The organism is Rhodococcus sp. P4_F5 (genome assembly GCF_056401315.1).
Genome location: NZ_JBFUJP010000007.1, coordinates 64,141 through 88,842, shown reverse-complemented (window position 1 = coordinate 88,842; position 24,702 = coordinate 64,141). Strand labels below are relative to the sequence as shown.

The window sequence follows — 24,702 nt, the reverse complement described above, 5'->3', positions numbered from 1 at the left end:
AGGAGGAGTCATGGCGACCGAGACGAAAAGCCAGTTCAACGGGGGTCGGTCCCGCCTCGCCGATCCCGGATACCAGGCATTTGTGTTGCTGCGGACGGTGTTCACCGTGGCGCCGATCCTGTTCGGTCTCGACAAGTTCGCGAACGTGATGACCGACTGGCCCGCCTACCTCGCGCCGTGGATCGACGGGATCCTGCCGGGCACCGCACAGCAGGGCATGTACATCGTCGGAGTGATCGAGGTGGCCGCCGGACTTCTCGTGGCGATCGCGCCCAGGTTCGGTGCCTGGCTGGTGGTGGCCTGGCTCGCCGGGATCATCGTCAACCTGCTGACCCTGCCCGGCTACTACGACGTGGCGCTGCGCGACTTCGGCCTGCTGGTCGCGGCCGCCGCACTCGGTCGCCTCGCGGTCAAGTACACCGGCGGGCACGGGGCAACCCGGTGACTGCCGCGCTCGACCTCGAGGTCGCGCCGCCGACGCAGGTCCGGGCGGGACGGCTACGTCCCGCCGTGGACCGGCCCGCCGCCGAGCGTGCGGTCGCGGACCTGCTCCGCGCGCTGGGGCGTGACCCCGACGGCGTCCACCTCTCGGACACCCCGCGCCGGGTGGCGGCGTCGTACGAGGAGATGCTCACCCCGCGCGACTTCGACCTGACCACGTTCCCCAACGACGCGGGGTACGACGAACTGGTGCTGGCCCGGGACATCCCGATGATCTCGCTGTGCGAGCACCACCTGCTGCCGTTCCGCGGGGTCGCCCACGTCGGTTACCTGCCGGGCGGACGCATCCTCGGCCTGTCCAAGCTGGCGCGGGTGGTGGAACTGTTCGCGCGGGACCTGCAGGTGCAGGAGCGGCTGACGATGCAGGTGGCGGACTGGCTCGGCGAGCACCTGCAGCCCCGCGGCATCGGCGTGGTGATCGAGGCCGAGCACATGTGCATGTCGGTGCGCGGCGTGCAGGCCGCCGGGACCCGGACCGTCACCTCGGCGGTGCGCGGCACGCTGCGCGAGAACCCGGCCGCCCGGCGCGAGTTCCTCGACCTGATCAGGGGCTGACCGGCTTGCCGGGTGCGGCCGGGGAACGGCTCAGACCGTCGTCGTCGCCTTCTCCTCGCGGGACCGGAGCAGGAGGTAACCGCCGCAGACGATCACCGCGAAGACCGCGCCGACGAGCAGTGCGGTGCGGCCGGCGGAACTGAAGAACAGCAGCACCAGGACCCCCGCCAGGAAGGCCAGCGCCAGCCAGTTGGTCACCGGCGCGCCCGGCAGTCGGTAGTCCACCGCGGGCAGGCGACCGGCCCGCACCTCGTTCCGGTACCGCAGGTGGCAGACCAGGATGGTGCCCCACACGAAGATGATCCCCACGGTGGAGACCGACGTGATGTAGAGGAAGGCCCGGTCCGGGGAGATCACGTTGACCACCACGCCGATCAGCATCACGCCGGCCGACAGGGCGATGCCGGGCAGCGGCACCGACCGGCCGCTGAGCCCGCTCAGCGCCGCCGGGGCCTCTCGGCGCAGGGACAGGCTGCGCAGCATCCGGCCGGTGGAGTAGATGCCCGAGTTGCACGACGACAGCGCCGCGGTGAGCAGCACGAAGTTCATGATCCCGGCGGCGGCCGGGATGCCGATCTGCTGCAGCACCTCCACGAACGGGCTGAACCCGGCATGGAAGTCGCGCCAGCTGGCCACCGACATGATCACCACGAGCGACCCGACGTAGAACAGCCCGATCCGCAGCGGCAGCGAGTTGATCGCCTTGCGCAGCGTCGGCTTGGGATCGCGGGCCTCACCCGCGGTGACACCGATCAACTCCACACCGACGTAGGCGAACATCACGATCTGCAGGCTCATCAGCGCGGCCCCGAACCCGTTGGGAAATACGCCGCCGTCCGCCCACAGATTCGTCACCGTCGGATTGGTGGCCTGGCCGAAGCCCAGGGTGAGCACGCCGATGCCGATCAGGATCATGCCGATGATCGCGGTGATCTTGATCGCCGCGAACCAGAACTCGGCCTCGCCGAACAGCTTCACCGAGATCAGGTTGGCGCCGAACAGCAGCGCCAGCACCACCAGTGCCGTCAACCAGGTGGGTACCGCCGGAAACCAGAACTCCACGTACTTTCCGGCGACCGTGATCTCGGCCATGCACGTGGCCGTCCACACCGCCCAGTACGTCCAGCCGGTGACGAAGCCGAAGAACCGGCCGAGGAACTCCTCCGCGTACTCGCCGAAGCTGCCCGAGACCGCGCGGTAGGTGAGCAGTTCGCCCAGCGCGCGCATGATCACGAACACCGCCAGGCCGGCCGCGAGGTAGGCCAGGATCAGCGACGGGCCGGCCGACTCGATGGCGGCGCCGGAGCCGTAGAACAGGCCCGTCCCGATGGCGCCGCCGATGGCGATCATCTGGATGGTGCGCGAGTTCAACCCGCGGCTGTAGCCCTCGGACTCGTCGGCGCGGAGCGCCTCGTCGGTTGTCTGTGTCATGGGCTGCCTTCGTTGGTGCGCGGAGCGTTGGGCCGGTCGATTATGCGCCGATCGGGTCGTTACCCTGTATTCATGACCGCGGTGAACGAACCTCTGCAGGTGACCAACGACGTCCGTGAGGCCGTGCACGAGGCCGCGCGGCGCGCCCGCGTGGCGTCCCGGGTGCTCGCCCTCCTCACGACCGCCGAGAAGGACCGCGCGCTGGGTGCGGCCGCCGACGCGCTGCTCGCCGCGACCGACGAGGTGCTCGCCGCCAACGCCCGCGACATCGACGTCGCGCGTGCCGGCGGCACCGAGGAGAGCCTGCTCGACCGGCTGCGGCTGACCGCGGACCGGGTCGAGGGCATCGCCTCCGGGCTGCGTCAGGTCGCCGGCCTCGCCGACCCGGTCGGCGAGCTGGTCCGCGGCTCGACGTTGCCGAACGGCCTGGAGATCCGTCAGGTGCGGGTGCCGCTCGGGGTGGTCGGGATGGTCTACGAGGCCCGCCCCAACGTCACCGTCGACGCGTTCGGCCTCGCCCTCAAGTCCGGCAACGCGGCCCTGCTCCGCGGTTCGTCGTCGGCGGCGCACTCGAACGCCGCGCTCGTCGAGGTGCTCCGCGGGGCGCTGACCGCGCAGGGCCTTCCCGCCGACGCGGTGCAGTTGCTGCCGAGCGAGGACCGTTCCAGCGTCACGCACCTGATCCAGGCCCGCGGCCTGGTGGACGTGGTGATCCCGCGCGGCGGCGCCGGACTGATCAACGCCGTGGTGCGGGACGCGACCGTGCCGACCATCGAGACCGGGGTCGGCAACTGCCACGTCTACGTGCACGCCGCGGCGGACCTGGCGATGGCCGAGAAGATCGTGATCAACGCCAAGACCCGTCGGCCAAGCGTGTGCAACACCGCCGAGACCATCCTGGTGGACCGGGCCATCGCCGACGTGGCGGTGCCGGCCCTGACCCAGGCGCTGCAGGCCCACAGCGTCGTCATCCACGGCGACCTGCCCGGCCAGGTGCCGGCCACCGAGGCCGACTGGTCCGAGGAGTACCTGACCCTCGACGTCGCGCTCAAGGTGGTCGACGGGCTGGACGAGGCGGTCGAGCACATCGACCGCTACGGCACCGGCCACACCGAGGCCATCGTGACCGGCGACCTGGCCGCGGCCCGGGAGTTCACCGCCCGGGTGGACGCCGCCGCGGTGATGGTCAACGCCTCGACCGCGTTCACCGACGGCGAGCAGTTCGGCTTCGGCGCGGAGATCGGCATCTCCACCCAGAAGCTGCACGCCCGCGGACCGATGGGGCTCGGCGAACTCACCTCCACCAAGTGGACCGTGTGGGGCGACGGGCACGTCCGCCCGGTCTGAACCGAGCACCACCCGACCTTGATCGACCAAACCTGAGGAGCCAGTGTGGACCGCGCCCTGCCGATGACGCCGCCGATCTTCGCGAGCGTCGACGAGGTGATCACCCGGCTCGCCGAGACCGGGTACCTGGCCGACAAGGCCACCGCGACCGCGGTGTACCTCGCCGACCGGCTCGGCAAGCCGCTGCTGATCGAGGGCCCGGCCGGTGTGGGCAAGACCGAGCTGTCGCGGGCCGTCGCGCAGACCGCGGGCGCCGAACTGGTGCGACTGCAGTGCTACGAGGGCGTCGACGAGTCGCGCGCCCTCTACGAGTGGAACCACGCCAAGCAGATCCTGCGGATCCAGGCCGGCGGGGCCGGTGCGGCGGCCGGGGACGCCGCCAGCTGGGACGCCACCAAGCTGGACGTCTTCTCCGAGGAGTTCCTGCTGCCGCGGCCGTTGCTCACCGCGATCCGCCGCGAGGACCCGACCGTCCTGCTGATCGACGAGGTGGACAAGGCCGACGTCGAGATCGAGGGCCTGCTGCTCGAGGTGCTCAGCGACTTCGCGGTCACGGTGCCCGAGCTCGGCACCATCGTCGCGACCCGCAAGCCGTTCGCGGTGCTCACCTCCAACGCGACGCGGGAGCTGTCCGAGGCGCTCAAGCGCCGCTGCCTGTTCCTGCACCTGGACTTCCCGGACGCCGAGCTCGAGCGCCGCATCCTGGCCAGCCGGGTCCCCGAGCTGCCGGAGGCGGTGGCCGAGCAGCTCGTCAACACCGTCCGGGTGCTGCGCGGCATGCAGCTCAAGAAGCTGCCGTCGGTCGCCGAGACCATCGACTGGGGCCGCACCCTGCTGGCGCTGGGGATGGACACCCTCGACGACGACGCGGTCCGTGCCACCATGGGTGTGATCCTCAAGCACCGATCCGACCAGCAGCGCGCCGCCGCCGAACTGCGACTGAACTGACGTAGGAGCCCCGCATGGCCGTCACCGCCGCCGCCCCGGGCGGACCCGCCGCCCCGTACGGCCTGCCCGGGCACCTCGTGGACTTCGTCGAGGCGCTGCGTCGACGCGGGATTCCCGTCGGCCCGTCGGAGACGGTGGACGCCGGTCAGGTGATGTCGGTGCTCGACCTGCTGGATCGCGAAGCCCTGCGCGAGGGCCTGGCCTGCTCGTTGTTGCGTCGGCCGACGCACCGCGCCACCTTCGACGCACTGTTCGACCTGTGGTTCCCGGCCGCGGTCGGGGTGCGCGACGGCGGCGCCGTGGACCTGCAGATTCCGCGGCGGCCCGACGGCACCGTGGATTTCGACGCGCTGCGTGAGCTGATTGCCGGGCTGCTGGCGGACGGCTCCGCGGAGTCGCTGGAACTCACCGAGAAGCTGACCGCGCAGATGGTCGAGCAGCTCGGCCAGTACCAGTCGTCGAAGGGCCCGTCGTTCTCGGCGTACCAGGCGCTGCGGGACGTGGCACCGGAGACGCTGGTCGAGCGGATCCTCGACGGGCTGCTCGGCAACCGCGTCGAGGGCCAGCACGACGCGGGCGACTACGCCACCGAGGTGGCCCGGCGCACCGCCGCGCAGCGGGTCGCGGACTTCCGGAAGCTGGTCGAGCAGGAGACCCGGCGCCGCTCCGCCGAGCAGCTCGGCAAGGAACGGGTGGCCACCTACGGGGTGCCGCGGCTCGCCGAGGAGGTCGACTTCCTGCGCGCGTCCGACTCCGAGCTCGTCGCGCTGCGCCGCACCGTCACCCCACTCGCCCGCAAGCTCGCCAGCAGGCTGGCCGCCCGCCGCAAGCGCAGCCGTGCCGGCGCGATCGACCTGCGCAAGACGCTGCGCAAGTCGATGTCCACCGGCGGTGTCCCGATCGACCTGGTCCAGCGCAAGCCCCGGCCCGCCCGGCCGGAGCTGGTGGTGCTGTGCGACGTGTCCGGTTCGGTCGCCGGCTTCAGCAACTTCACGCTGCTGCTGGTGCACGCGCTGCGCGAGCAGTTCTCCCGGGTGCGGGTGTTCGCGTTCATCGACACCACCGACGAGGTCACCCGGTTCTTCGACGCCGGCGCCGACCTCGGCTCGGCGATGTCCCGGATGATCCGCGAGGCCGACCTGATCACGTACGACGGGCACTCGGACTACGGCAACGCGCTCGGGGTGTTCGCCGAGCGGTTCGCGCACAGCCTCACCAGCAAGTCGTCGCTGTTGATCCTGGGCGACGCGCGGAACAACTACCGGGACCCGAACCTGACGGCGCTGACCCACCTGGCCGCGGTCGCCAAGCACACGCACTGGCTGAACCCGGAGCCGACCGGGCAGTGGGGCAGCGGCGACTCGGCCGCACTGGTGTACGCCGACGCGGTGACGATGCACGAGTGCCGCTCGGCGAGCCAGCTGGCCACGGTGGTCGAGCGACTGCTGCCTGTCTGACCACGCGAGCGGAAGGCGGCGACGCACCGACCAGTAAGCTGGTCACTCGTGCAGGACGAAGTGGGTGCGACGAAGAGCGGCTCGGCGGCGACGCCGCAGCCTCGTGGGGCGAAGCCGAGGCGGCTCGGCGTCATGGGCGGCACCTTCGACCCCATCCACCACGGCCACCTCGTGGCGGCCAGTGAGGTCTCGGACCGATTCGGGCTCGACGAAGTGATCTTCGTCCCCACCGGCCAGCCCTGGCAGAAGGAGGCGCGCAGCGTCAGCCCGGCCGAGGACCGGTACCTGATGACGGTCATCGCAACCGCCTCCAACCCGGGGTTTTCCGTCAGCCGCGTCGACGTGGACCGGGAGAAGGCGACCTACACCGTCGACACCCTGCGGGACCTGCGGGCGCAGCATCCGGACGCCGAGTTGTACTTCATCACCGGTGCGGATGCGCTGGAAAACATCCTTTCCTGGCAGAATTGGGAGGAGCTGTTCCAGCTGGCGAGGTTCGTCGGCGTGTCCCGGCCCGGTTTCGAGCTCGGCATCGAGCATCTCGCCGACCACTTGGCCGATCTGCCCAAGGGTGCGCTGACGCTCGTCGAGGTGCCCGCGCTGGCGATCTCCTCGACCGAGTGCCGGCTCCGGGCCAGCGAGAACCGACCCGTCTGGTACCTGGTGCCCGACGGGGTGGTCCAGTACATCTCCAAACGCAACCTCTACCGACCGCTCGACGCAGAGCGGCTCGACGGGGCCGTCACGGTGTCGCAACCGGCACCGCACAAGATCCACCCCCAACCGCAGAACCTGGAGAACACTTAAGTGAGCGCATCCGCCGAAGCCACCGAAATGTCGCGCATCGCCGCGCTGGCAGCCGACGAGAAGCTGGCCACCGAGGTGGTCGTTCTCGACGTCTCGGAGCAGCTCGTCATCACCGACTGCTTCGTCATCGCCTCGGCGTCGAACGAGCGTCAGGTCAACTCGATCGTCGACAACGTGGAGGAGAAGCTCCGCGAGGCCGGGCACAAGCCGGTCCGCAAGGAGGGCACCCGCGAGGGCCGCTGGGCGCTGCTCGACTACATCGACATGGTCGTGCACATCCAGCACAGCGACGAGCGCGAGTTCTACGGCCTCGAGCGGCTGTGGAAGGACTGCCCGGTCGTCCCCGTCGAGGGCATCGAGGCCACCCCGCGACCCGCCGTCGACGACGAGGAGAACGCTAACCTCAACGACCGCGACGAGCCCACGCAGTGACAGCACGCCCCTCGCACGGTGTCCCGGTCCGGCGGCTGATCCTGCTCCGCCACGGGCAGACCGAGTACAACGCCGGCGACCGGATGCAGGGTCAGCTCGACACCGACCTGTCCGAGCTGGGCCGGTTTCAGGCCAAGTCCGCGGCGCGGGCCCTGGCCGAGCGCCGGCCCGCCGAGGTCGTCTCCTCGGACCTGCGGCGCGCGCTGGACACCGCGACCGCGCTCGCCGAGCAGTCAGGGCTGACCGTGAGCACCGACGAGCGGCTCCGCGAGACGCATCTCGGTGAGTGGCAGGGGCTGACCCACACCCAGGTCGACGAGCGCGACCCCGGTGCCCGAGCGGCCTGGCGCGCCGACGCACGCTGGGCCCCGCCCGGCGGCGAGAGCCGGCTCGACGTCGCGCGGCGGTCCGCCCCCGTGGTCGCCGAACTGGTCGCGCAGCGCCCGGAGTGGGGCGAGGCGCCCCTCGTCCTGGTGGCGCACGGCGGACTGATCGCCGCGCTGACCGCCGCGCTCCTGGACCTGCCGGTGGACCGCTGGGCCGTGCTCGGGGGCCTGGGCAACACCAGTTGGGTGCAGCTGAGCGGACACGGCGAACCCGATGCACTCGGCTGGCGGCTGGACGTGTGGAACGCGTCGGCTAACGTAGCCAGCGATGTCCTCTGAACTAGATTCCTCGCCGGCGTCCGACGCCGCCCGCCCGGTTCTTCTGGTGCTCGCCGACTCGCTGTCGTACTTCGGGCCGAAGGGCGGGCTGCCCGCCGACCACCCACGGATCTGGCCGAACCTTGTTGCCGCCGAACTCGGGTGGGACGTGGAGCTCGTCGCCCGGATCGGCTGGACGAGCCGCGACGCCTACTGGGCGTTGATCCAGGACCCGCGGGTGTGGGCGACGGTGCCGCGCGCGGCCGCCGTGGTCTTCGCCGTCGGCGGCATGGACTCGCTGCCGTCGCCGATCCCCACCGCGCTGCGTGAGCAGATCCGGTACGTCCGGCCGCCCGCGCTGCGCCGGGTGGTCCGGTCCGGCTACCAGTGGCTGCAGCCGCGCCTCGCGCCGCTCGGCTGGCCGGTCGCGCTGCCCCCGAAGCTGAGCGTCGAGTACCTGGAGAGTTCCCGCGCCGCGCTGGAGTACATGCGACCGGAGCTGCCGGTGATCGGCGCGCTGCCGTCCGTGCACCGCAGCGACGCCTACGCCAGCGTCCACGCCGGCCGTGCCGGTGCGGTCCGGGCCCTGCAGGCGTGGGGAGCGGAGAAGCAGGTGCCGCTCGTCGACCTCGGTGAGGCGGTGCGCGAGAACGTCTTCTCCGACCAGGGCAACCCGGACGGCATCCACTGGGGCTGGGAGGGACACGAGCGGGTGGCCGCGGCGATGCTCGCGACGATCCGGTCGGCGGTGCCCGCCGACCCGGCGCCTGTTCCCTCGGAGCCCCTTCCTTCAGAGCCGCTGCCCTCGGCCGACGGCGCCCGGTAGCCCGCCGTGCCCGTCGTCGTCGTCACCGACTCCTCTGCGTGCCTGACGCCGGAACTGGCGCGGGCGCACGGCATCCGGGTGGTGCCGATGCATCTGCTGGTGGACGGCCACGACCTGCGCGAGGGCGTGGACGAGATGCCCGCCGACCTGTCGTCCGGCGCGGTGGTCACCACCTCGGGTGCCTCGCCCGGCGAACTCGCCGAGGCCTACGCCCGCGCGCTCGAGGACAGTGAGGGCGACGGCGTGCTGGCGGTGCACCTCTCCCGGCAGCTGTCCGGCACCTGGGAGGCCGGCCGTCAGGCCGCGCAGGCCTTCGACGGCAAGGTCCGGATCGTCGACTCCCAGTCCACCGCAATGGGAACCGGCTACCCGGCGCTGGCCGCCGCCCGCGTCTCGCAGGCCGGCGGCGGACTCAAGGCCGTGTACCAGCGGGCCGTCGACGTGGCCAGCCGAGGCAAGGCCCTGATCATGGTGGACCGCCTCGAACAGCTCCGCCGGGGCGGACGCATCGGCACCGCTGCGGCACTGCTCGGGACCGCGCTGGCGGTCAAGCCGGTGCTGCACCTGGTGGACGGCAAGCTGGTGCTCAAGGAGAAGACTCGCACCATGACCAAGGCGCTGGCCCGACTCGTCGACAGCGCGGTGGACCTGGCGGCCGGGGGCGAGGCCGCGGTGGCCGTGCACCACCTGCAGGCACCCGAGCGCGCCGAGGAGGTCGCGGCGGCGCTGCAGGCCCGGATCGAGGGCATCACCGAGGTGGTGGTCGGCGAGTTCGGCATGGTGCTCGGCGCGCACGTCGGGCCCGGCGCGATCGGTGTGCTGGTGTTCCCCGGCGGCGCGGGCCCGGGGGACTGGGCCGACGTGGACGAGCAGGGCTGACTGCACAAGCACGAAATCTGCCCGCGGTGTTGCCTCGTCGGCTGGGTCGCATGAGCCCGCGGTTCTTGCTGCGGGCGCCGCATCCACGCTTGCGTGAATGCGGCGCCGTCGCCTTGTCCTGGCCTGCGCTCTCCCGGTCTGACCTGGGCTGACTTCTCCGGCTCGGCGATATCCACAGCGCCGCGGTCGATCCACAGGCGAGTTGTTTCTCCAGGTCGCGCCGCCGGGCCTTCGCCCGCTCGGACCTAACGTCGTCGGCATGCGCAGCACCGACGAGGCGAGGGACCGGATCAGGCAGCGACTGGACGCGCTCACCGGCGGCGCCCCGGGGGTCCGGGCCGGCCCGTCGGCCGACGGGCCGAATCCGGACGACGACGGGATGCGGCAGCCCGGCTGGCTGGAGCCCGACGGCGCTGCGGACGAACCGCCCCGGCCACGCGCGAGGTTCGCCCCGGGCCGTGGCGGCGTGATCGCGCTCGTGGTGGTCGGTGTCGTCGCGGCCGGCGTCGGACTGGTGGGCGCCTGGCGGGACCGCCCCTCGGCGCAGGCGGTGGCCCCGCTGCCGCAGGCGCAGACCCACGGGGCGCTCGCCGCTGCGGACCCGACGGCCGGACCGGCCGCCTCGGGCCCGCCCGACCCACCGACCGCACCGGGACCGACCTCCGTGCCCGCTGTGCCCGTGGACCTGGTGGTCAGCGTGGTCGGACTGGTGCAGACGTCGGGCCTGGTCCACCTGCCCGACGGGTCCCGGATCGCGGACGCACTGGCCGCGGCGGGCGGGCCCCGCGAGGGCGCCGACCTGCTCGGGCTGAACATGGCCCAGCGCGTCGCGGACGGCGACCAGATCCTGGTCGGGGTGGCACCCGCCGACGGGCGACCCGTCACCGCGGGCAGCGGCACGGTCAGCGCGGGCGCCGTCGGCTCGGGCGCAGCGGGCCAGGCAGGGGTGGGGGAGGCCGGGCCGGGGGCGTCCGGGGGCGGCGTCGCCGGCGGCGGTGGCCCCGGAGGGAAGGTGGACCTGAACACCGCGACGGCCGAGCAACTCGACGCGCTGCCGGGGGTGGGGCCGGTGACCGCCGCTGCAATCCTCGCCTGGCGCACGGCCAACGGGAGGTTCACGGATGTCGAGCAACTCGGCGAGGTGGACGGCATCGGCCCGGCGCGGCTGGAGAAGCTCCGCGACCTCGTCGCCGTGTAGATGACCACCCCGGAGGCGCGCGCCCTGGACCTGCGGTTGCTTCCGTCGGCGCTGATGTGCTGGGCCGCAACGCTGTTCGGGATCCAGTTCGGGTGGCGGGCGGCACTGTGGCTGGCGGTCGGGATGGCCGCCGTCGCGGCGCTGGTGGCGGGGATCGGTGTCCGGGCGGGCGTTCGTGACCGTCTTCGGCGCGAGGATCCAGGCCCGGCAGGTGGCCGCGCCGCTGGGAGCKGGTCCGGTGTGCGGGTGACCGTGTCGGCGGGAGTGCTCGCGGCGCTGCTGGTCGGGGCGGGCTTCGCGGTCGCGGTCGCGGCCCSGGAGCACGCGGCGTCGGCACATCCACTCGCGGCGGTCGCGGCGCGCGGCGGTCACGCCGACGTCACCCTCGCTCCCGTGGAGGACCCGCGTCCGGTGCGTTCGCCGTCCGGGGACACGGTGCTGATCCGGGCGACACTGCGCTCGATGGAGATCGGCGGCGCCGAGGTGGAGGTGGGCGGCGCGGTGGTGCTGTTCGCCCCGGCGGAGGGCTGGCGCGACCTGCTGCCGCGCCAGCGGGTGCGCCTGCGCGCCGAGGTCGGCCCGCCCCTGCGCCGCGACCTCACCGTCGCGGTGCTCCGGGCGGGCGGGCCGCCACGCTCGGTTGCCCAGGCGTCGTGGGCGCAGCGCGCGGCCGGGCTGGTCCGGCAGCGGTTCGCGGCCGCGTCCGCCGCGGCGCTGCCACCCGACCCGGCGGGCCTGCTGCCCGGTCTGGTGGTCGGGGACACTTCGGCGCTGCCGACGGGCGTACGCGACGACTTCACCGTCGCCGGGCTGACCCACCTGACCGCCGTATCCGGGGCCAACATCTCGATCCTGATCGGCGCGGTGCTGCTGGTCCTGCGGGCGCTTGCGCTGGGTCCGCGTACCTGCGTGGCCGTCGCGGCGATTGCGTTGGTGGCCTTCGTGATCGTGGCCCGGCCGTCTCCGAGCGTGCTTCGGGCCGCGGTGATGGGGGCGGTGGGGCTGCTGGCCCTGGTCACCGGCAGGCGCAAGCAGGCGATGCCCGCGCTCGGCGCCGCGGTGATCGTGTTGCTCGCCGTGGCGCCGGCGCTGGCGGTGGACTTCGGGTTCGCGTTGTCGGTGGCGGCGACCGCGGCGCTGGTGCTGCTCGCGCCCGGCTGGGCGCAGGGGCTGCGGTCGCGCGGCTGGCCCCGCGCGGTCGCCGAGGCGGTGGCGGTGGCGTCCGCCGCGCACGTGGTCACCGCCCCGATCGTCGCCGCGATGTCCGGCACGGTGAGCACGGTCGCGGTCCTGGCGAACCTCGCGGCGGCGCCGGTGGTCGCGTTCGTGACGGTGGTCGGCGCGATCGCCGCCCTCGGCGCGGCGGCCTGGCCGCCGCTCGGCGAACTGGTGGCGCACGCCGCCGGCCCCCCACTGTGGTGGCTGCTGTGGGTGGCCCGCCGYGCCGCCGCGGTCCCGGGCGCGACGGTGTCGGTGCCCTCGGGACCGGTGGGCGCTGCCGTCGCGGCCGCGGCGATGCTCGCCCTGTGGGCGGCGGTGCGGGCGCGCCGGGTCCGGTGGCTGGTGGCCGCGGCGGTGCTGGGTCTGGCGGCCGTGTGGGTGCCGGTCCGGGTGGTGTGGCCGGGCTGGCCGGTCGGCGACTGGGTGCTGGTGGCGTGCGACGTCGGGCAGGGGGACGCCCTGGTGCTGGCGGCCGGCGGCGGCGCCGCGGTGGTGGTCGACGCCGGACCCGACCCCGGCCCCGTCGCCGGGTGCCTGGACCGGCTCGGGGTGCGGGAGGTGGCGGCGGTGGTCCTCACCCACCTGCACGCCGATCACGTGGCCGGACTGCCTGGCGTGCTGCGGGGCCGCCGGGTGCAGGAGCTGGTGCTCGGACCGATGCGGTTGCCGGAGTACCGGTTCCGTCAGGTCCGCGACCAGGCCGCGTCGGCCGGGGTGCCGGTGCGGACGGCCCGGGCGGGGGAGCAGCTGCGGGTGGGACGGCTGACGATGCGGGTGCTCGGGCCGACCCTGCCCGCGCCGCGGGACCCGGCGGACGGCGCCGACGCGGCGAACGACCAGTCCCTGGTGCTGTCGGTGGACACCGACGTGGGCCGGGTCCTGCTCACCGGGGATGTCGAGGCGGACGGCCAGCGGGACCTGCTGAGGGACGGCGCGCCGGTGCGCGCGGACGTCCTCAAGCTGCCGCACCACGGTTCGCGCACCACCACGCCGGAGTTCCTGCGCACGGTCGGGGCGGGTCTGGTGCTGGTCTCGGTGGGCGCCGGCAACACCTTCGGGCACCCCAATCCCGGGGTGCTCGAGGAGATCCGGCGCTCGGGCGCGACGGTGGCGCGGACCGACCTCAGCGGCGACCTCGCGGTGAGCCGGTCGGGCGGCGGGGCCACTGCCATCAGCCACCGTCGGCGTGGGACCATCGTCCGGTGAGTCAGAGCACCCCGCCCGCGCAGCTGCACCTGGTCCTCGGAGACGAGGAACTGCTGGTCGAACGAGCCGTCGCCGCCATCGTCGCGGGGGTGCGGGCCGGTTCCGCCAACGGTGACGACCTGCCGGTGACCCGGCTGCGCGCCGGCGACACCAGCGGCCCCGAGCTGGCCGAGCTGCTCAGCCCGTCCCTGTTCGCCGAGGACCGGGTGATCGTGCTCGAGTCCGCGGCCGAGGCGGGCAAGGACGCGGTCGCCCTGGTGCTCGACGCGGCCGCCGCGCCGCCCGAGGGATTCGTGCTCGTCATCCTGCACTCCGGCGGCGGCCGGGCCAAGGCCATGGTCGGCGCGCTGCAGAAGTCCGGGGCGGTGACGCACGAGTGCGCGAAGCTCAAGGCCGGTGAGCGCACCGACTTCGTCCGTGGCGAGTTCCGCGCCGCGGGGGTGCGGGCGTCACCGGAGGTGATCGAGGTGGTGCTCGACGCCGTCGGCTCCGACCTCCGGGAGCTGGCCGCCGCGTGCTCGCAGCTCGCGTCGGACACCGGCGGCGTGATCGACACCGCCGCGGTGCAGCGGTACTACTCCGGCAAGGCCGAGGTCTCGGGTTTCGACGTTGCTGAGCTGGCCGTCACCGGGGACCGGGCGGCGGCGATGGAGTCGCTGCGCTGGGCGATGCTGCGCGGCGTCCCGTACGTCCTGCTCGCCGATGCCCTCGCGGACGCGGTGCACACGGTCGCCCGGGTGGCCTCCGCCGGGCGCGGCGACCCGTTCCGGATGGCGTCCGAGCTCGGCATGCCGCCGTGGAAGATCAAGAAGGCGCAGGCCCAGGCCCGCGGCTGGCGACCCGAGACCATCGGGGCGGCGCTCGGCGTGGTCGCGCAGCTCAACGCGGACGTCAAGGGTGCGGCCGCGGACGCCGACTACGCGGTCGAGTACGCGGTGGCACGAATCGTGGAGTTGCACAACTAGATCCGGATCACCGTCGGCGGCGAAGGAAGCGAGACGACATGACGGAGTGCGCCCGTGACCCCGCGCTCGACCGAGCCCTGGCGCTGGTCCGGCCGGCCGGYCTCGCCGCGGATGCGCGCACGGACGAGGGCTTCCTGGACCTGATCGGCGACCGGGAGGCGCCGCGCCCGACGGCCGCCCAACACGCCATGAACAACGGCTTCGTCGCCGCAATCTACGAAAACCTCTGGCGTCCGGTGGGTGCGGCCGCGATGGGCGTGGGTGGCCTGTCCGGGGAGTCGGAGCGGGAGCGGGCCGCAGCCGACCTCGCGCTCGGCGGCGAGCAGCGTGTCCTCGACGTGGCGTGCGGGCCGGGGAACTTCACCCACTTCTTCGGGACGCAGCTCACCGGCGACGGGATCGCGGTGGGCCTCGACATCTCCCGGCCGATGCTCGCGCAGGCGGTCCGTCGTAACCGCGGAGAGCGGGTCGCCTACGTGCGCGGTGACGCCCGGCACCTGCCCTTCGACGACGGCACCTTCGACGCGGTGTGCTGCTACGCCGCGCTGTACCTGGTTCCGGAACCGTTGACGATCGTCAACGAGCTGATCCGGGTGCTCGCGCCGGGAGGCCGGATCGCGGTGATGACGAGCTACGGGCGCGGACGCGAACCGGTGCGCTCGGCGCTGTCACTGGTCGCCGGGACCCTCGGCGTCCGGATGTTCGACCGGGACACGCTGCCGGCGATCTTCCACGCCGCCGGTCTGACCGGCGTGCGTCAGCAGTTCCACGGCCTCGCGCAGTTCCTCGGTGCAGCCAAGCCGTAGACCCTGCGCAGCGACACCTGACTGTGAGCGGCCACACCACCGTGAGCTGTCACACCCGACGAAGAGGAGACGCGAAAAACCGCCCGGTCGAGTGACCGGGCGGCTTTTCGAGCCGTAACGCGAGTTACGTCAGAGCTTGTTGGCGGCCAGCGCGAGGGCCGACTTCTTGTTGGCAGCCTGGTTGGCGTGGATGACGCCCTTGCTGGCAGCCTTGTCGAGCTTGCGGCTCACGCTGAGGAGGAGGGCGCCGGCCTTTTCCTTGTCACCGGCGGCCGCGGCCTCGCGGAAGGAACGGATCGCGGTACGCAGCGAAGACTTCACCGACTGGTTGCGCAGTCGCTGACGCTCGTTGGTACGGATCCGCTTCACCTGGGACTTGATGTTGGCCACGCGTAAAATCCTGTCGTCTTTGCTGGTTTCTGTCAAAGAAGCTTCGGGCGCACACGGGCGCCGAACTTCGAGATTACCAGGCATGGTTGTCTGATCCCAAACCGGCGCGCGAACGCTGGCCGCGCAGCTGCGGTCCGGGTCATGGTTACGGGTCTGGGTGTGTCGCACGGTGTTCGGTACCGGCGACGCAATGACACAGTACCCGCTCGACCGGTCCGGGCCCGCATTGCGTGTTGTCTGGGTGTGTGCCGACACGCTAGTTGATCTTGTTGTTCCGGTCACATGCCTCGCGTAACGTCCGCCGAGAAGTCTTCTGGCACATCCCGACCTCACACTCGAAGCAAAGGTGGCACATGTCTCCTACAGCACAGGAGTTCGTCGAGAAGGAACCGATCTCCGATGCGAAGAAGTACATCGCAGAAGGCATCGGCACATTTGTCCTGGTATTCGCCTCGGTCGGAACCGCGGTGGTGGCCGGCCCCAAGGTCGGCAACCTCGGCGTGGCGCTGGCTTTCGGTCTCACCCTGCTCTTCCTGGTCTACGCGATCGGCCCGATCTCCGGTTGCCACGTCAACCCGGCCGTCACCTTCGGGCACTTCCTGCTGGGACGCCTGAGCGCGGCGAAGGCCGGCCTCTACGTGGTCGCCCAGGTGTTCGGCGGTCTGGTTGCCGGCGTGGTGCTGTACTCGGTGGCCCAGAGCCTGCCGTCCTACGACCGCGAGTCGATGGGACTCGGCGCCAACGGCTGGGGCGCGCACAGCCCGTCCGCCATCAAGGGCCCGCTCGGCGGGGTGCTCGAGAACGGCTACGGCATGGCCGCGATGATCATCGTCGAGGTCCTGCTCACCGCGTTGCTGGTGTTCGTGGTGCTGGCATCCACCGACCAGATCTCGGACGTGCCGCTGGCCGGCATCTCCATCGGCTTCACCCTGGCGGTGATCCACCTGATGTCGATCCCGATCGACAACACCTCCGTCAACCCGGCGCGGAGCATCGCGGTCGCGCCGTACCAGGTCGGTGCGGTCCCGCAGTTGTGGGCGTTCATCGTCTTCCCGCTGGTCGGCGGCGCACTCGGGGCGCTGGCCTACCGTGGACTGTTCGGTCGCTACGACCGGCTGCAGTCCTGATCTGCTGAAGTCCTGATCCGAGGACACTCTCCGGCCGGAGGGCATCGTGGCGCGGTCCCACCGCGCGACGGTGCCCTCCGGCCGTTTCGGGACCAGGTCGTTTCGAGACGGGCCGGCCGTCAGCTCCAGCTGTAGTCGGAGCGCAGCCGCGCGGCGACCTTGTCGAAGCGCTTGCGGTCGAGGACGGCCCCCTCGCGGCGGATACCGGACTCCGGGACGTCGAGCACCCGGTCCAGGCGCACCCAGCTGGGCCGACCGTCCGAGTCCCACGGCCCGGCGCCCACGCCCAGCCAGTTCCGCTCGTCGCCGCGGCCCGCGTTCGAGGACAGCATCAACCCCAGCAGGGTGCCGCCGTCGCGCCCGACAACCAGCACCGGGCGGTCCTTGCCCTGGCTGGCGTCCTCCTCGTAGGCGACCCACGTCCACACCACCTCGCCCGGGTCGGCGCGGCCGTCGAGATCGGGGGAGTACTCGACGCGTCGGGCGCGGTGCGCGGTCGGCACCGTCGTCGACGCCACCGGCCGCCCGGGTGTCACCGTCCGGGTCGGGTTGGTGCCCTTGGGTTTCCCGGCCTCACCGCGTCCGCCCAGCAGACCCGACTTCTGCAGCTCGGCCAGCAGTCGGGGGCCGTGCTGTCGCGCCAGGTTGCCGAGTTGTGTGCCGATCGCCTTCCAGCTCTGTGCCATGGGGTTCAACCTAACCGTGCGCACGGCCGCCGCTCGGTGCGGCCATGACGTGCCGGCGCCTGCCGCTGATTCGTGGGGAGTCCGCGGGTTTCGCGGGAGATTGTCCGTTCAGACAGGAGATGTGGGTTCCCGCCAGGTCGGTTCGTGAATCAGTGGGTCCGGGGGTTCCTCTGGCAGGAAAGTCCAGCGGGTCACCATCCTTCGATGGTCGATCGAAGCCGGCTCTCGCTGCTGTGGAGTGGGAAGTTCTCGCGGTGGAGGCGAAGCCGGGCGCCGTCGTCGGCCGCTCCGGTAACGTCCGGCGGCAACCGCGGGGAGGATTCCGGCATGGATGACGGGACTGTCAATCCGACGCTGCCACTGGCCTACGACATCGCCTTCACCGCCGTCGCGGTCATGTGGATCGCGTTGACGACCGCGGCACTGGTCTCGGTGTCCCGCTCCGAACCTGATCGCGCCGGGTCGAGATACTGGTGGTCTGCGGTCGTCGTTGTGCTGCCCTTTCTCGGCGCCCTGGCCTGGTTCCTGTTCGGTGCTCCGCGACGCCAGGGCGCTCGGCGGTAGGACGCCCCGGGCACAGCACTTCCGGCCGCCAGGTCGGCGCGCACCACCTTGGCCGCGTCGACCATGCTGCGCAGCGACGCCTCCAACTCGGACGGCCCGCGGATCTCCATGCCGCGGTCGGGGTTGACCCGGGGTCGTTGCACCGGCCATCGGTGCCTCATGTGGCGAGGCCGCAGTCGTCGAGCACCTCACCGAACTCGTCCCGGATTCTCACCGGGTTCCCTCTCGCGCCCGCCTGCCGGGTCGGTGAGGCACGTGCCTCGGTTGGGGGGGGCTTCGGGGCTCCTCATGGTCTCGCCGGCGGACCGGTTGCATCGCCGGGGCGGCCCTTCTGTACGCCCCACGAATTGGCTGTCACCGCAGTTCACGGGCGGTGCCGTGGATCGGTGAGGTCGCGCCCGGTACCGTACATGACCGATACAGGTGGCCTGTTATGCGGGAGATTCCCGAATTCTGGGACGCTGTCCGGTGAACCCCGCAAACGCAAGGGTAATTTTCAGCGATGTTCTCAAAAGTCTTGGTTGCCAATCGCGGCGAGATCGCGATCCGCGCCTTCCGCGCCAGCTACGAGCTCGGCGCCGGAACTGTCGCAGTTTTCCCGTACGAGGACCGCAACTCGGTCCACCGTCTGAAGGCCGACGAGAGCTATCAGATCGGTGAGCAGGGGCACCCCGTCCGGGCATACCTGTCGATCGACGAGATCGTGGCCGCGGCGAAGAAGTCGGGCGCCGACGCGATCTACCCCGGCTACGGCTTCCTGTCCGAGAACCCGGACCTCGCCGCCGCCTGCGCCGCGGAGGGCATCACCTTCGTGGGTCCCTCGGCCGAGGTCCTCGAACTGACCGGCAACAAGGCGCGCGCGATCGCGGCGGCCAAGGCCGCGGGCCTGCCGGTGCTCAACTCGTCCGAGCCCTCCGCCGATGTGGAGGAGCTGCTGGCCGCAGCCGAGAGCATGCAGTTCCCGCTGTTCGTCAAGGCCGTCGCCGGCGGCGGTGGCCGCGGCATGCGGCGGGTGGCCGAGCCGGCGCAGCTGCGTGAGTCGATCGAGGCCGCGGCCCGTGAGGCCGAGTCCGCCTTCGGCGACGCCACCGTCTTCCTCGAGCAGGCCGTCGTCGACCCGAGGCACATCGAGGTCCAGATCCTCGCGGACGGCCAGGGCAACGTCATCCACCTCTTCGAGCGCGACTGCTCGGTGCAGCGGCGYCACCAGAAGGTGATCGAGCTCGCGCCCGCCCCGAACCTGTCCGCCGAGCTGCGCGCGAAGATCTGCGCCGACGCGGTGGCGTTCGCCAAGGAGATCAACTACTCCTGCGCCGGCACCGTCGAGTTCCTGCTCGACACCCGCGGCAACCACGTCTTCATCGAGATGAACCCGCGAATCCAGGTGGAGCACACCGTCACCGAGGAGGTGACGGACGTGGACCTGGTGCAGGCGCAGCTGCGGATCGCCTCCGGCGAGACCCTCGAAGACCTTGGGCTGAGCCAGGATTCGATCAAGCTTCGCGGTGCCGCGCTGCAGCTGCGGATCACCACCGAGGACCCGGCCAACGGATTCCGCCCCGACACCGGCCGGATCACCGCGTACCGCACCCCCGGCGGCGCGGGTGTCCGACTCGACGGCGGCGCGAACCTGGGTGCCGAGGTCGGCGCGTACTTCGACTCGATGCTCGTCAAGCTGACCTGTCGCGGCCGCGACCTGCCCGCGGCGGTGGCCCGGGCGCGGCGCGCGGTCACCGAATTCCGGATCCGTGGCGTCGCCACCAACATCCCGTTCCTGCAGGCCGTCCTCGACGACCCGGACTTCCGGGCCGGCAAGGTCACCACCTCGTTCATCGAGGAGCGGCCGCAACTGCTCACCTCACGGGCGTCGGCGGACCGCGGCACCAAGATCCTCAGCTACCTCGCCGACGTGACGGTGAACAAGCCGCACGGCGAGCGTCCGACGACGGTTTACGCACGAGACAAGCTGCCCGCGATCGACCTCTCGACGCCGCCGCCCGCCGGCTCCAAGCAGCGACTGATGCAGCTCGGCCCCGCGGGCTTCGCGGCGGCGCTGCGGGCCCAGGACGCGCTGGCCGTCACCGACACCACCTTCCGGGACGCGCACCAGTCGCTGCTGGCCACCCGGGTGCGCACCGGCGGCCTGCTCGACGTCGCCGGGCACGTCGCCCGGATGACCCCCGAACTGCTCTCCGTCGAGGCCTGGGGCGGCGCGACCTACGACGTCGCGCTGCGGTTCCTGCACGAGGATCCCTGGGAGCGGCTCGCGGCCCTGCGTGAGGCGATGCCGAACATCTGCCTGCAGATGCTGCTGCGCGGGCGCAACACCGTCGGCTACACGCCGTACCCGGAGACCGTCACCCGCGCCTTCGTCCGGGAGGCCACCGACACCGGCGTCGACATCTTCCGGATCTTCGACGCGCTCAACAACGTCGACCAGATGCGCCCGGCGATCGAGGCGGTCCGCGAGACCGGCACCGCGGTCGCCGAGGTCGCGCTGAGCTACACCGGCGACCTGTCGAACCCGAACGAGAACCTCTACACCCTCGACTACTACCTGAAGCTGGCAGAGCAGATCGTCGACGCCGGCGCCCACGTGCTGGCGATCAAGGACATGGCCGGACTGCTGCGCGCGCCCGCCGCGGCAACCCTGGTCACGGCGCTGCGAAGCAACTTCGACCTCCCGGTGCACGTGCACACCCACGACACCCCGGGCGGCCAGCTGGCCACCTACCTCGCGGCCTGGCAGGCCGGGGCGGACGCCGTCGACGGTGCGAGTGCGGCGATGGCGGGCACCACCAGCCAGCCGTCCCTGTCCGCGATCGTCGCGGCCACGGCCCACTCGTCGCGCGACACCGGTCTGGACCTGCAGGCCGTCTGCGACCTCGAGCCGTACTGGGAGGCCCTGCGGAAGGTGTACGCGCCGTTCGAGTCCGGGCTGCCGTCCCCGACCGGACGGGTGTACACCCACGAGATCCCCGGCGGTCAGCTCTCGAACCTGCGCCAGCAGGCGATCGCGCTCGGCCTCGGCAACCAGTTCGAGGAGGTGGAGGCGAAGTATGCCGCCGCGGACCGGATGCTCGGCCGGCTGGTGAAGGTCACCCCGTCCTCGAAGGTGGTCGGCGACCTCGCCCTGCACCTCGTCGGGTCGGGCGTCTCGACCGAGGACTTCGCGGAGAACCCCGCCGCCTACGACATCCCGGACTCGGTGATCGGCTTCCTGCGGGGCGAGCTCGGCCAGCCCGCCGGCGGATGGCCGGAGCCGTTCCGCACCAAGGCCCTCGCCGGCCGCGGCAGCGCCAAGCCGGAGACCGAACTGACCGAGGTGGACAAGGCCGGCCTCGACGGCACCGCGGACGAGCGGCGCAGCACCCTCAACCGGTTGCTGTTCCCCGGCCCGGCGCGGGAGTTCATCGCCCACCGGGAGAAGTACGGCGACACCTCGCAGCTGTCGGCCAACCAGTTCTTCTACGGCCTGCGCCGCGGCGAGGAGCACCGAGTCCAGCTCACCCCGGGCGTGGAACTGCTGATCGGGCTGGAGGCGATCTCCGAGCCGGACGAGCGCGGCATGCGCACGGTGATGTGCATCCTCAACGGCCAGTTGCGTCCGGTGTCGGTGCGCGACCGGTCGATCGCCAGCGAGGTGCCGGTCGCCGAGAAGGCGGACCGCGGCAACCCGGGCCACGTCGCCGCGCCGTTCGCGGGCGCCGTCACCCTCGTCGTCGCCGAGGGCCAGCACGTGGCCGCGGGCGACACCATCGCCACCATCGAGGCGATGAAGATGGAGGCCGCCATCACCGCGCCCCGGGGCGGATCCGTCACCCGGCTCGCCGTGGCGCCGGTGGCGCAGGTGGAGGGCGGCGACCTGCTGGCCGTCATCACGATCGGTGGGGAGGACAGCCCGCAGTGACTCGGATTGTCGCCGGCACCGCCGGCGGGCGTCGGCTGAAGGTGCCCACCCAGGGCACCCGGCCGACGTCGGAACGGGTACGCGAGGCCCTGTTCAGCGCGCTGGCGGCGCGGATCGACCTCGACGGCGCCAGCGTGCTCGACCTTTACGCCGGCTCGGGGGCGCTCGGACTCGAGGCGCTCTCGCGCGGAGCCGGGCACGTGCTGCTGGTCGAGACCAACGCCAAGGCCGCCGCCGTGGTGCGCGAGAACATCACCGCGCTGGGCCTGCCCGGCGCGGTGGTGCGCACCGCGCCGGCGTCCGCCGTGGTCGCCGGCCCACCCGACCGCGAGTACGACGTGGTGTTCCTCGACCCGCCGTACGCGGTGGGGGAGGACGAGGTGGCCGCGGTCCTCGCCGGGCTGGCGTCCGGCGGCTGGGTCGGCGAGGGCTCGCTGGTCGTGTTCGAGCGTGGCGTCCGGGCCCCGGAGACGGTGTGGCCGTCCGGATTCGAGACGGAGCGGGTCCGCAAGTACGGCGACACCCGGGTCGAGATCGCCTGTTACGGTCTGCAGTCATGAGCAGTGCGGTCTGCCCCGGGTCCTTCGACCCCGTCACCAACGGTCACCTCGACGTGATCGGCCGTGTCGCGGCGCAATTCGACGAGGTCATCGTCACGGTGATGATCAACAAGAACAAGCAGGGCATGTTCAGCATCGACGAACGGCTCGAGATGATGCGGGAGGCCACCGTCGACCTGCCCAACGTGCGGGTGGACTCCTGGCACGGGCTGCTGGTGGACTACGCGAAGGCCAACGGCGCCGGCACCATCGTCAAGGGCCTGCGGGGCGCCAACGACTTCGACTACGAGCTGCAGATGGCGCAGATGAACCACAAGCTGACCGGCGTCGACACGCTGTTCATCGCGACCAACCCGGTCTACAGCTACCTGTCCAGCTCGTTGGTCAAGGAGGTCGCGGCCTTCGGCGGCGACGTCGCCGACATGCTGCCGGAGAAGGTGCACGAGCGGCTGCTGGCGCGGCTGGCGGAGCGAGCCGCGCAGCGGTAGGTCTTCGACACACCGGGCGTGGCGTCGCGTCTGGGGGCGCGGCTACGGCAGACTGGTAGCCGTCACTGTCGCCGTCGGGAATTGGGGTTAGGCGTGTACCGGGTATTCGAGGCGCTCGACGAGCTCGTTGCGATCGTGGAAGAGGCGCGCGGGGTGCCGATGACGGCGGGCTGCGTCGTCCCGCGCGGCGACATGCTCGAACTCCTCGACGACGTGCGCGACGCCATCCCCGGGGAGCTCGACGACGCGCAGGACGTGCTCGACCACCGCGACAAGCTGGTCGGCGACGCCCGGGCCAATGCCGAACAGACGGTCTCGTCCGCCAACGAGGAGGCCCACACCACGCTGGCCGACGCCCGCGCCGACGCGGACCGGATCCTCGCCGACGCCAAGGCCAAGGCGGACCGGATGGTCGCCGAGGCGCAGGCGCACGCCGAGCAGCTCGTCGGCGACGCCCGCGAGGACGCGGACCGGACCGTTGCCGACGGCCAGCACGAGTACGACACCCTGACCTCGCGGGCCGCCGCGGAGGCGGAACGGATGATCGAGTCCGGCCGGTCCTCGCAGGAGCGGTCCGTCGCGGACGGTCGCGCGGAGCAGGAGCGCCTGGTCTCGGACACCGAGGTGGTCAAGGCGGCGCACGCCGAGTCCGCCCGGGTGATCGACGCGGCGCACGCCGAGTCCGACCGGCTCCGCGGGGACTGCGACCTGTACGTCGACACCAAGCTGGCGGAGTTCGAGGAGTTCCTCACCGGCACCGTCCGCTCGGTGGGCCGGGGCCGTCAGCAGCTGCGGACCGGGACCGGCATCCCGACCTACGACGAGCCCGACGAGCGCCCTTCCGAGCGTCGCCGGTAGCCGCCCGGCCGGACACGATTTCCCCTGCAGGCGCCCCATCGCGTACCGTTGAGTGGTTGCCCATTCCGGTTGGTTAGACGACGAAAGAGTGTTGCGTGTCCTCCCACAGTTCCGGCTCGCCCCGTCTGCACGACGGCGGTTTCGTGTTGGACGTCCGCTCTCTCGGCCGTCGGCCGGGGTCGACGCGGACGTTGACCAGGTCGGTGCCCGCCAAGTCCCGGATCGGCCTCGACCTCGTCGCGGTCCCGGTCGGTGCCGAGGTGGAACTGGACGCGCGCCTCGAGGCCGTCTCCGAGGGCGTGCTGGTCACCGGCACCGTCCGGGCGGACACCGAAGGCGAGTGCTCGCGGTGCCTCGAGCCGTTCACCGGTGAGCTCGACATCTACCTCACGGAGCTGTTCGCCTACCCGAACAGCGCCACCGAGGAGACGACGGAAGAGGACGAGGTGTACCGGATCGTCGACGACCTCGTCGACTTGGAGCCGGCGATCGTCAACGCCGCCGGACTAGAACTTCCGCTGCAGCCATTGTGCAGCGAAGACTGCCAGGGTTTGTGCCCCGAATGTGGGGTCCGCCTGGCGATTGCAGAATCAGGGCATGGGCATGAGATACTGGATCCTCGCTGGGCTGCCCTCGCGGGGAAAGTCGACGCTGATGCAGCATCCCAGTCCAGCAAGAGTCGAGTGAACACCGAAGCCGAGGAGAAGTAGAAGTGGCTGTCCCCAAGCGCAGAATGTCGCGGTCCAACACCCGGTCGCGTCGCAGCCAGTGGAAGGCCACCGCGCCGACCCTCATCACGTGCGCGAACCGCAGCTGCGGTGAGAAGACCCTGCCGCACATCGCGTGCCCGGCCTGTGGAACCTACAAGGGTCGTCAGGTCACCGCTGCGGTCTAGT

General features: G+C 71.8%; 25 protein-coding genes. 22 read left to right on the top strand and 3 right to left on the bottom strand.

Translation table 11 applies throughout. The annotated features are described in order from the left end of the window. Positions 1-10: 10 nt before the first annotated feature. Both AC1DU4_RS05960 and folE read left to right on the top strand, forming a co-directional pair. Complete coding sequence (locus AC1DU4_RS05960) at positions 11-445, top strand: hypothetical protein (protein ID WP_477838129.1); 435 nt, start codon at positions 11-13, stop codon at positions 443-445. 65 nt (positions 446-510) lie between these two features. Continuing rightward, positions 511-1,056, top strand: a complete 546-nt coding sequence (folE, locus tag AC1DU4_RS05955) for a GTP cyclohydrolase I FolE (protein ID WP_477838152.1) — start codon at positions 511-513, stop codon at positions 1,054-1,056. A 30-nt stretch (positions 1,057-1,086) separates the two neighbouring features. Here folE and AC1DU4_RS05950 read toward each other — a convergent pair whose 3' ends face one another. Continuing rightward, positions 1,087-2,487: an amino acid permease gene (locus tag AC1DU4_RS05950; RefSeq protein ID WP_477838128.1), complete on the bottom strand. Its 1,401-nt coding sequence runs from the start codon at positions 2,485-2,487 to the stop codon at positions 1,087-1,089. 72 nt (positions 2,488-2,559) lie between these two features. Here AC1DU4_RS05950 and AC1DU4_RS05945 point away from each other — a divergent pair, with 72 nt between their 5' ends. The 12 genes from AC1DU4_RS05945 to AC1DU4_RS05890 all read left to right on the top strand — a co-directional run bounded on the left by AC1DU4_RS05945 (position 2,560) and on the right by AC1DU4_RS05890 (position 15,223). Next, positions 2,560-3,834 (top strand): glutamate-5-semialdehyde dehydrogenase, encoded by a 1,275-nt coding sequence (locus AC1DU4_RS05945; RefSeq protein ID WP_477838127.1) that lies wholly within the window; start codon positions 2,560-2,562, stop codon positions 3,832-3,834. Positions 3,835-3,897: 63 nt separating this feature from the next. Then, the gene (locus tag AC1DU4_RS05940) at positions 3,898-4,782 is read left to right on the top strand and encodes an AAA family ATPase (RefSeq protein ID WP_425439075.1); all 885 of its coding nucleotides are present in this window, start codon (positions 3,898-3,900) and stop codon (positions 4,780-4,782) included. Positions 4,783-4,796: 14 nt separating this feature from the next. Beyond that, positions 4,797-6,239, top strand: a complete 1,443-nt coding sequence (locus AC1DU4_RS05935) for a vWA domain-containing protein (RefSeq protein ID WP_477838126.1) — start codon at positions 4,797-4,799, stop codon at positions 6,237-6,239. Positions 6,240-6,371: 132 nt separating this feature from the next. After that, positions 6,372-7,046, top strand: a complete 675-nt coding sequence (nadD, locus tag AC1DU4_RS05930) for a nicotinate-nucleotide adenylyltransferase (RefSeq protein ID WP_245709525.1) — start codon at positions 6,372-6,374, stop codon at positions 7,044-7,046. Further along, the gene (gene rsfS, locus AC1DU4_RS05925) at positions 7,047-7,478 is read left to right on the top strand and encodes a ribosome silencing factor (protein WP_072844972.1); all 432 of its coding nucleotides are present in this window, start codon (positions 7,047-7,049) and stop codon (positions 7,476-7,478) included. Then, positions 7,475-8,143 carry a histidine phosphatase family protein gene (locus AC1DU4_RS05920; RefSeq protein ID WP_477838125.1) on the top strand — a complete coding sequence of 223 codons (669 nt, stop codon included), beginning with the start codon at positions 7,475-7,477 and terminating at the stop codon, positions 8,141-8,143. The genes rsfS and AC1DU4_RS05920 overlap by 4 nt, the downstream gene beginning before the upstream one ends. Then, positions 8,133-8,948, top strand: coding sequence for a diglucosylglycerate octanoyltransferase (octT, locus tag AC1DU4_RS05915; protein WP_477838124.1), 816 nt, complete (start codon positions 8,133-8,135; stop codon positions 8,946-8,948). Before AC1DU4_RS05920 ends, octT begins: the two co-directional genes overlap by 11 nt. Positions 8,949-8,954: 6 nt before the next feature. After that, positions 8,955-9,827 (top strand): DegV family protein, encoded by an 873-nt coding sequence (locus tag AC1DU4_RS05910; RefSeq protein WP_477838123.1) that lies wholly within the window; start codon positions 8,955-8,957, stop codon positions 9,825-9,827. Between the two features lie 259 nt (positions 9,828-10,086). Continuing rightward, positions 10,087-11,025, top strand: coding sequence for a ComEA family DNA-binding protein (locus AC1DU4_RS05905; protein ID WP_477838122.1), 939 nt, complete (start codon positions 10,087-10,089; stop codon positions 11,023-11,025). Beyond that, positions 11,026-13,452: a ComEC/Rec2 family competence protein gene (locus tag AC1DU4_RS05900; protein WP_477838121.1), complete on the top strand. Its 2,427-nt coding sequence runs from the start codon at positions 11,026-11,028 to the stop codon at positions 13,450-13,452. After that, positions 13,449-14,417: a DNA polymerase III subunit delta gene (holA, locus tag AC1DU4_RS05895; RefSeq protein WP_477838120.1), complete on the top strand. Its 969-nt coding sequence runs from the start codon at positions 13,449-13,451 to the stop codon at positions 14,415-14,417. The genes AC1DU4_RS05900 and holA overlap by 4 nt, the downstream gene beginning before the upstream one ends. Positions 14,418-14,455: 38 nt before the next feature. Further along, on the top strand, positions 14,456-15,223 hold the full coding sequence (locus tag AC1DU4_RS05890) for a class I SAM-dependent methyltransferase (RefSeq protein ID WP_477838119.1): 768 nt from the start codon (positions 14,456-14,458) through the stop codon (positions 15,221-15,223). Between the two features lie 129 nt (positions 15,224-15,352). On the opposite strand, the gene rpsT is transcribed toward AC1DU4_RS05890, so the two are convergent. Continuing rightward, entirely contained in the window at positions 15,353-15,613 is a 261-nt protein-coding gene (gene rpsT, locus AC1DU4_RS05885; protein WP_072844981.1) for a 30S ribosomal protein S20, read from the bottom strand. 353 nt (positions 15,614-15,966) lie between these two features. Here rpsT and AC1DU4_RS05880 point away from each other — a divergent pair, with 353 nt between their 5' ends. Further along, positions 15,967-16,740, top strand: coding sequence for an aquaporin (locus tag AC1DU4_RS05880; RefSeq protein WP_477838118.1), 774 nt, complete (start codon positions 15,967-15,969; stop codon positions 16,738-16,740). A 119-nt stretch (positions 16,741-16,859) separates the two neighbouring features. On the opposite strand, the gene AC1DU4_RS05875 is transcribed toward AC1DU4_RS05880, so the two are convergent. Further along, complete coding sequence (locus AC1DU4_RS05875) at positions 16,860-17,426, bottom strand: type II toxin-antitoxin system PemK/MazF family toxin (RefSeq protein WP_477838117.1); 567 nt, start codon at positions 17,424-17,426, stop codon at positions 16,860-16,862. 204 nt (positions 17,427-17,630) lie between these two features. Here AC1DU4_RS05875 and AC1DU4_RS05870 point away from each other — a divergent pair, with 204 nt between their 5' ends. The 7 genes from AC1DU4_RS05870 (at position 17,631) to rpmF (ending at position 24,701) form a co-directional block, all read left to right on the top strand. After that, positions 17,631-17,990 (top strand): PLD nuclease N-terminal domain-containing protein, encoded by a 360-nt coding sequence (locus tag AC1DU4_RS05870; RefSeq protein WP_477838116.1) that lies wholly within the window; start codon positions 17,631-17,633, stop codon positions 17,988-17,990. A gap of 502 nt (positions 17,991-18,492) precedes the next feature. Beyond that, positions 18,493-21,900, top strand: a complete 3,408-nt coding sequence (locus tag AC1DU4_RS05865; RefSeq protein WP_477838115.1) for a pyruvate carboxylase — start codon at positions 18,493-18,495, stop codon at positions 21,898-21,900. Then, complete coding sequence (gene rsmD / locus AC1DU4_RS05860; protein WP_072844985.1) at positions 21,897-22,460, top strand: 16S rRNA (guanine(966)-N(2))-methyltransferase RsmD; 564 nt, start codon at positions 21,897-21,899, stop codon at positions 22,458-22,460. The genes AC1DU4_RS05865 and rsmD overlap by 4 nt, the downstream gene beginning before the upstream one ends. After that, positions 22,457-22,948: a pantetheine-phosphate adenylyltransferase gene (coaD, locus tag AC1DU4_RS05855; protein ID WP_477838114.1), complete on the top strand. Its 492-nt coding sequence runs from the start codon at positions 22,457-22,459 to the stop codon at positions 22,946-22,948. Before rsmD ends, coaD begins: the two co-directional genes overlap by 4 nt. Positions 22,949-23,041: 93 nt before the next feature. Then, a complete protein-coding gene (locus AC1DU4_RS05850; protein WP_477838113.1) occupies positions 23,042-23,806 on the top strand; it encodes a DivIVA domain-containing protein in 765 nt (254 codons plus the stop codon). Between the two features lie 95 nt (positions 23,807-23,901). After that, positions 23,902-24,516 carry a YceD family protein gene (locus tag AC1DU4_RS05845; protein WP_477838112.1) on the top strand — a complete coding sequence of 205 codons (615 nt, stop codon included), beginning with the start codon at positions 23,902-23,904 and terminating at the stop codon, positions 24,514-24,516. 2 nt (positions 24,517-24,518) lie between these two features. Then, a complete protein-coding gene (rpmF, locus tag AC1DU4_RS05840; protein ID WP_072844989.1) occupies positions 24,519-24,701 on the top strand; it encodes a 50S ribosomal protein L32 in 183 nt (60 codons plus the stop codon). Position 24,702 lies beyond the last annotated feature (1 nt).

Bases quoted from the DNA above. Each gene is read 5' to 3' on its own strand.
- nadD (WP_245709525.1), top strand. From the start codon at position 6,372: ATGGGCGGCACCTTCGACCCCATCCACCACGGCCACCTCGTGGCGGCC.
- AC1DU4_RS05950 (WP_477838128.1), bottom strand. From the start codon at position 2,487: ATGACACAGACAACCGACGAGGCGCTCCGCGCCGACGAGTCCGAGGGC.
- AC1DU4_RS05870 (WP_477838116.1), top strand. From the start codon at position 17,631: ATGGTCGATCGAAGCCGGCTCTCGCTGCTGTGGAGTGGGAAGTTCTCG.
- octT (WP_477838124.1), top strand. From the start codon at position 8,133: ATGTCCTCTGAACTAGATTCCTCGCCGGCGTCCGACGCCGCCCGCCCG.
- AC1DU4_RS05880 (WP_477838118.1), top strand. From the start codon at position 15,967: ATGTCTCCTACAGCACAGGAGTTCGTCGAGAAGGAACCGATCTCCGAT.
- AC1DU4_RS05935 (WP_477838126.1), top strand. From the start codon at position 4,797: ATGGCCGTCACCGCCGCCGCCCCGGGCGGACCCGCCGCCCCGTACGGC.
- AC1DU4_RS05905 (WP_477838122.1), top strand. From the start codon at position 10,087: ATGCGCAGCACCGACGAGGCGAGGGACCGGATCAGGCAGCGACTGGAC.
- AC1DU4_RS05945 (WP_477838127.1), top strand. From the start codon at position 2,560: ATGACCGCGGTGAACGAACCTCTGCAGGTGACCAACGACGTCCGTGAG.
- AC1DU4_RS05940 (WP_425439075.1), top strand. From the start codon at position 3,898: ATGACGCCGCCGATCTTCGCGAGCGTCGACGAGGTGATCACCCGGCTC.
- AC1DU4_RS05875 (WP_477838117.1), bottom strand. From the start codon at position 17,426: ATGGCACAGAGCTGGAAGGCGATCGGCACACAACTCGGCAACCTGGCG.
- AC1DU4_RS05960 (WP_477838129.1), top strand. From the start codon at position 11: ATGGCGACCGAGACGAAAAGCCAGTTCAACGGGGGTCGGTCCCGCCTC.
- coaD (WP_477838114.1), top strand. From the start codon at position 22,457: ATGAGCAGTGCGGTCTGCCCCGGGTCCTTCGACCCCGTCACCAACGGT.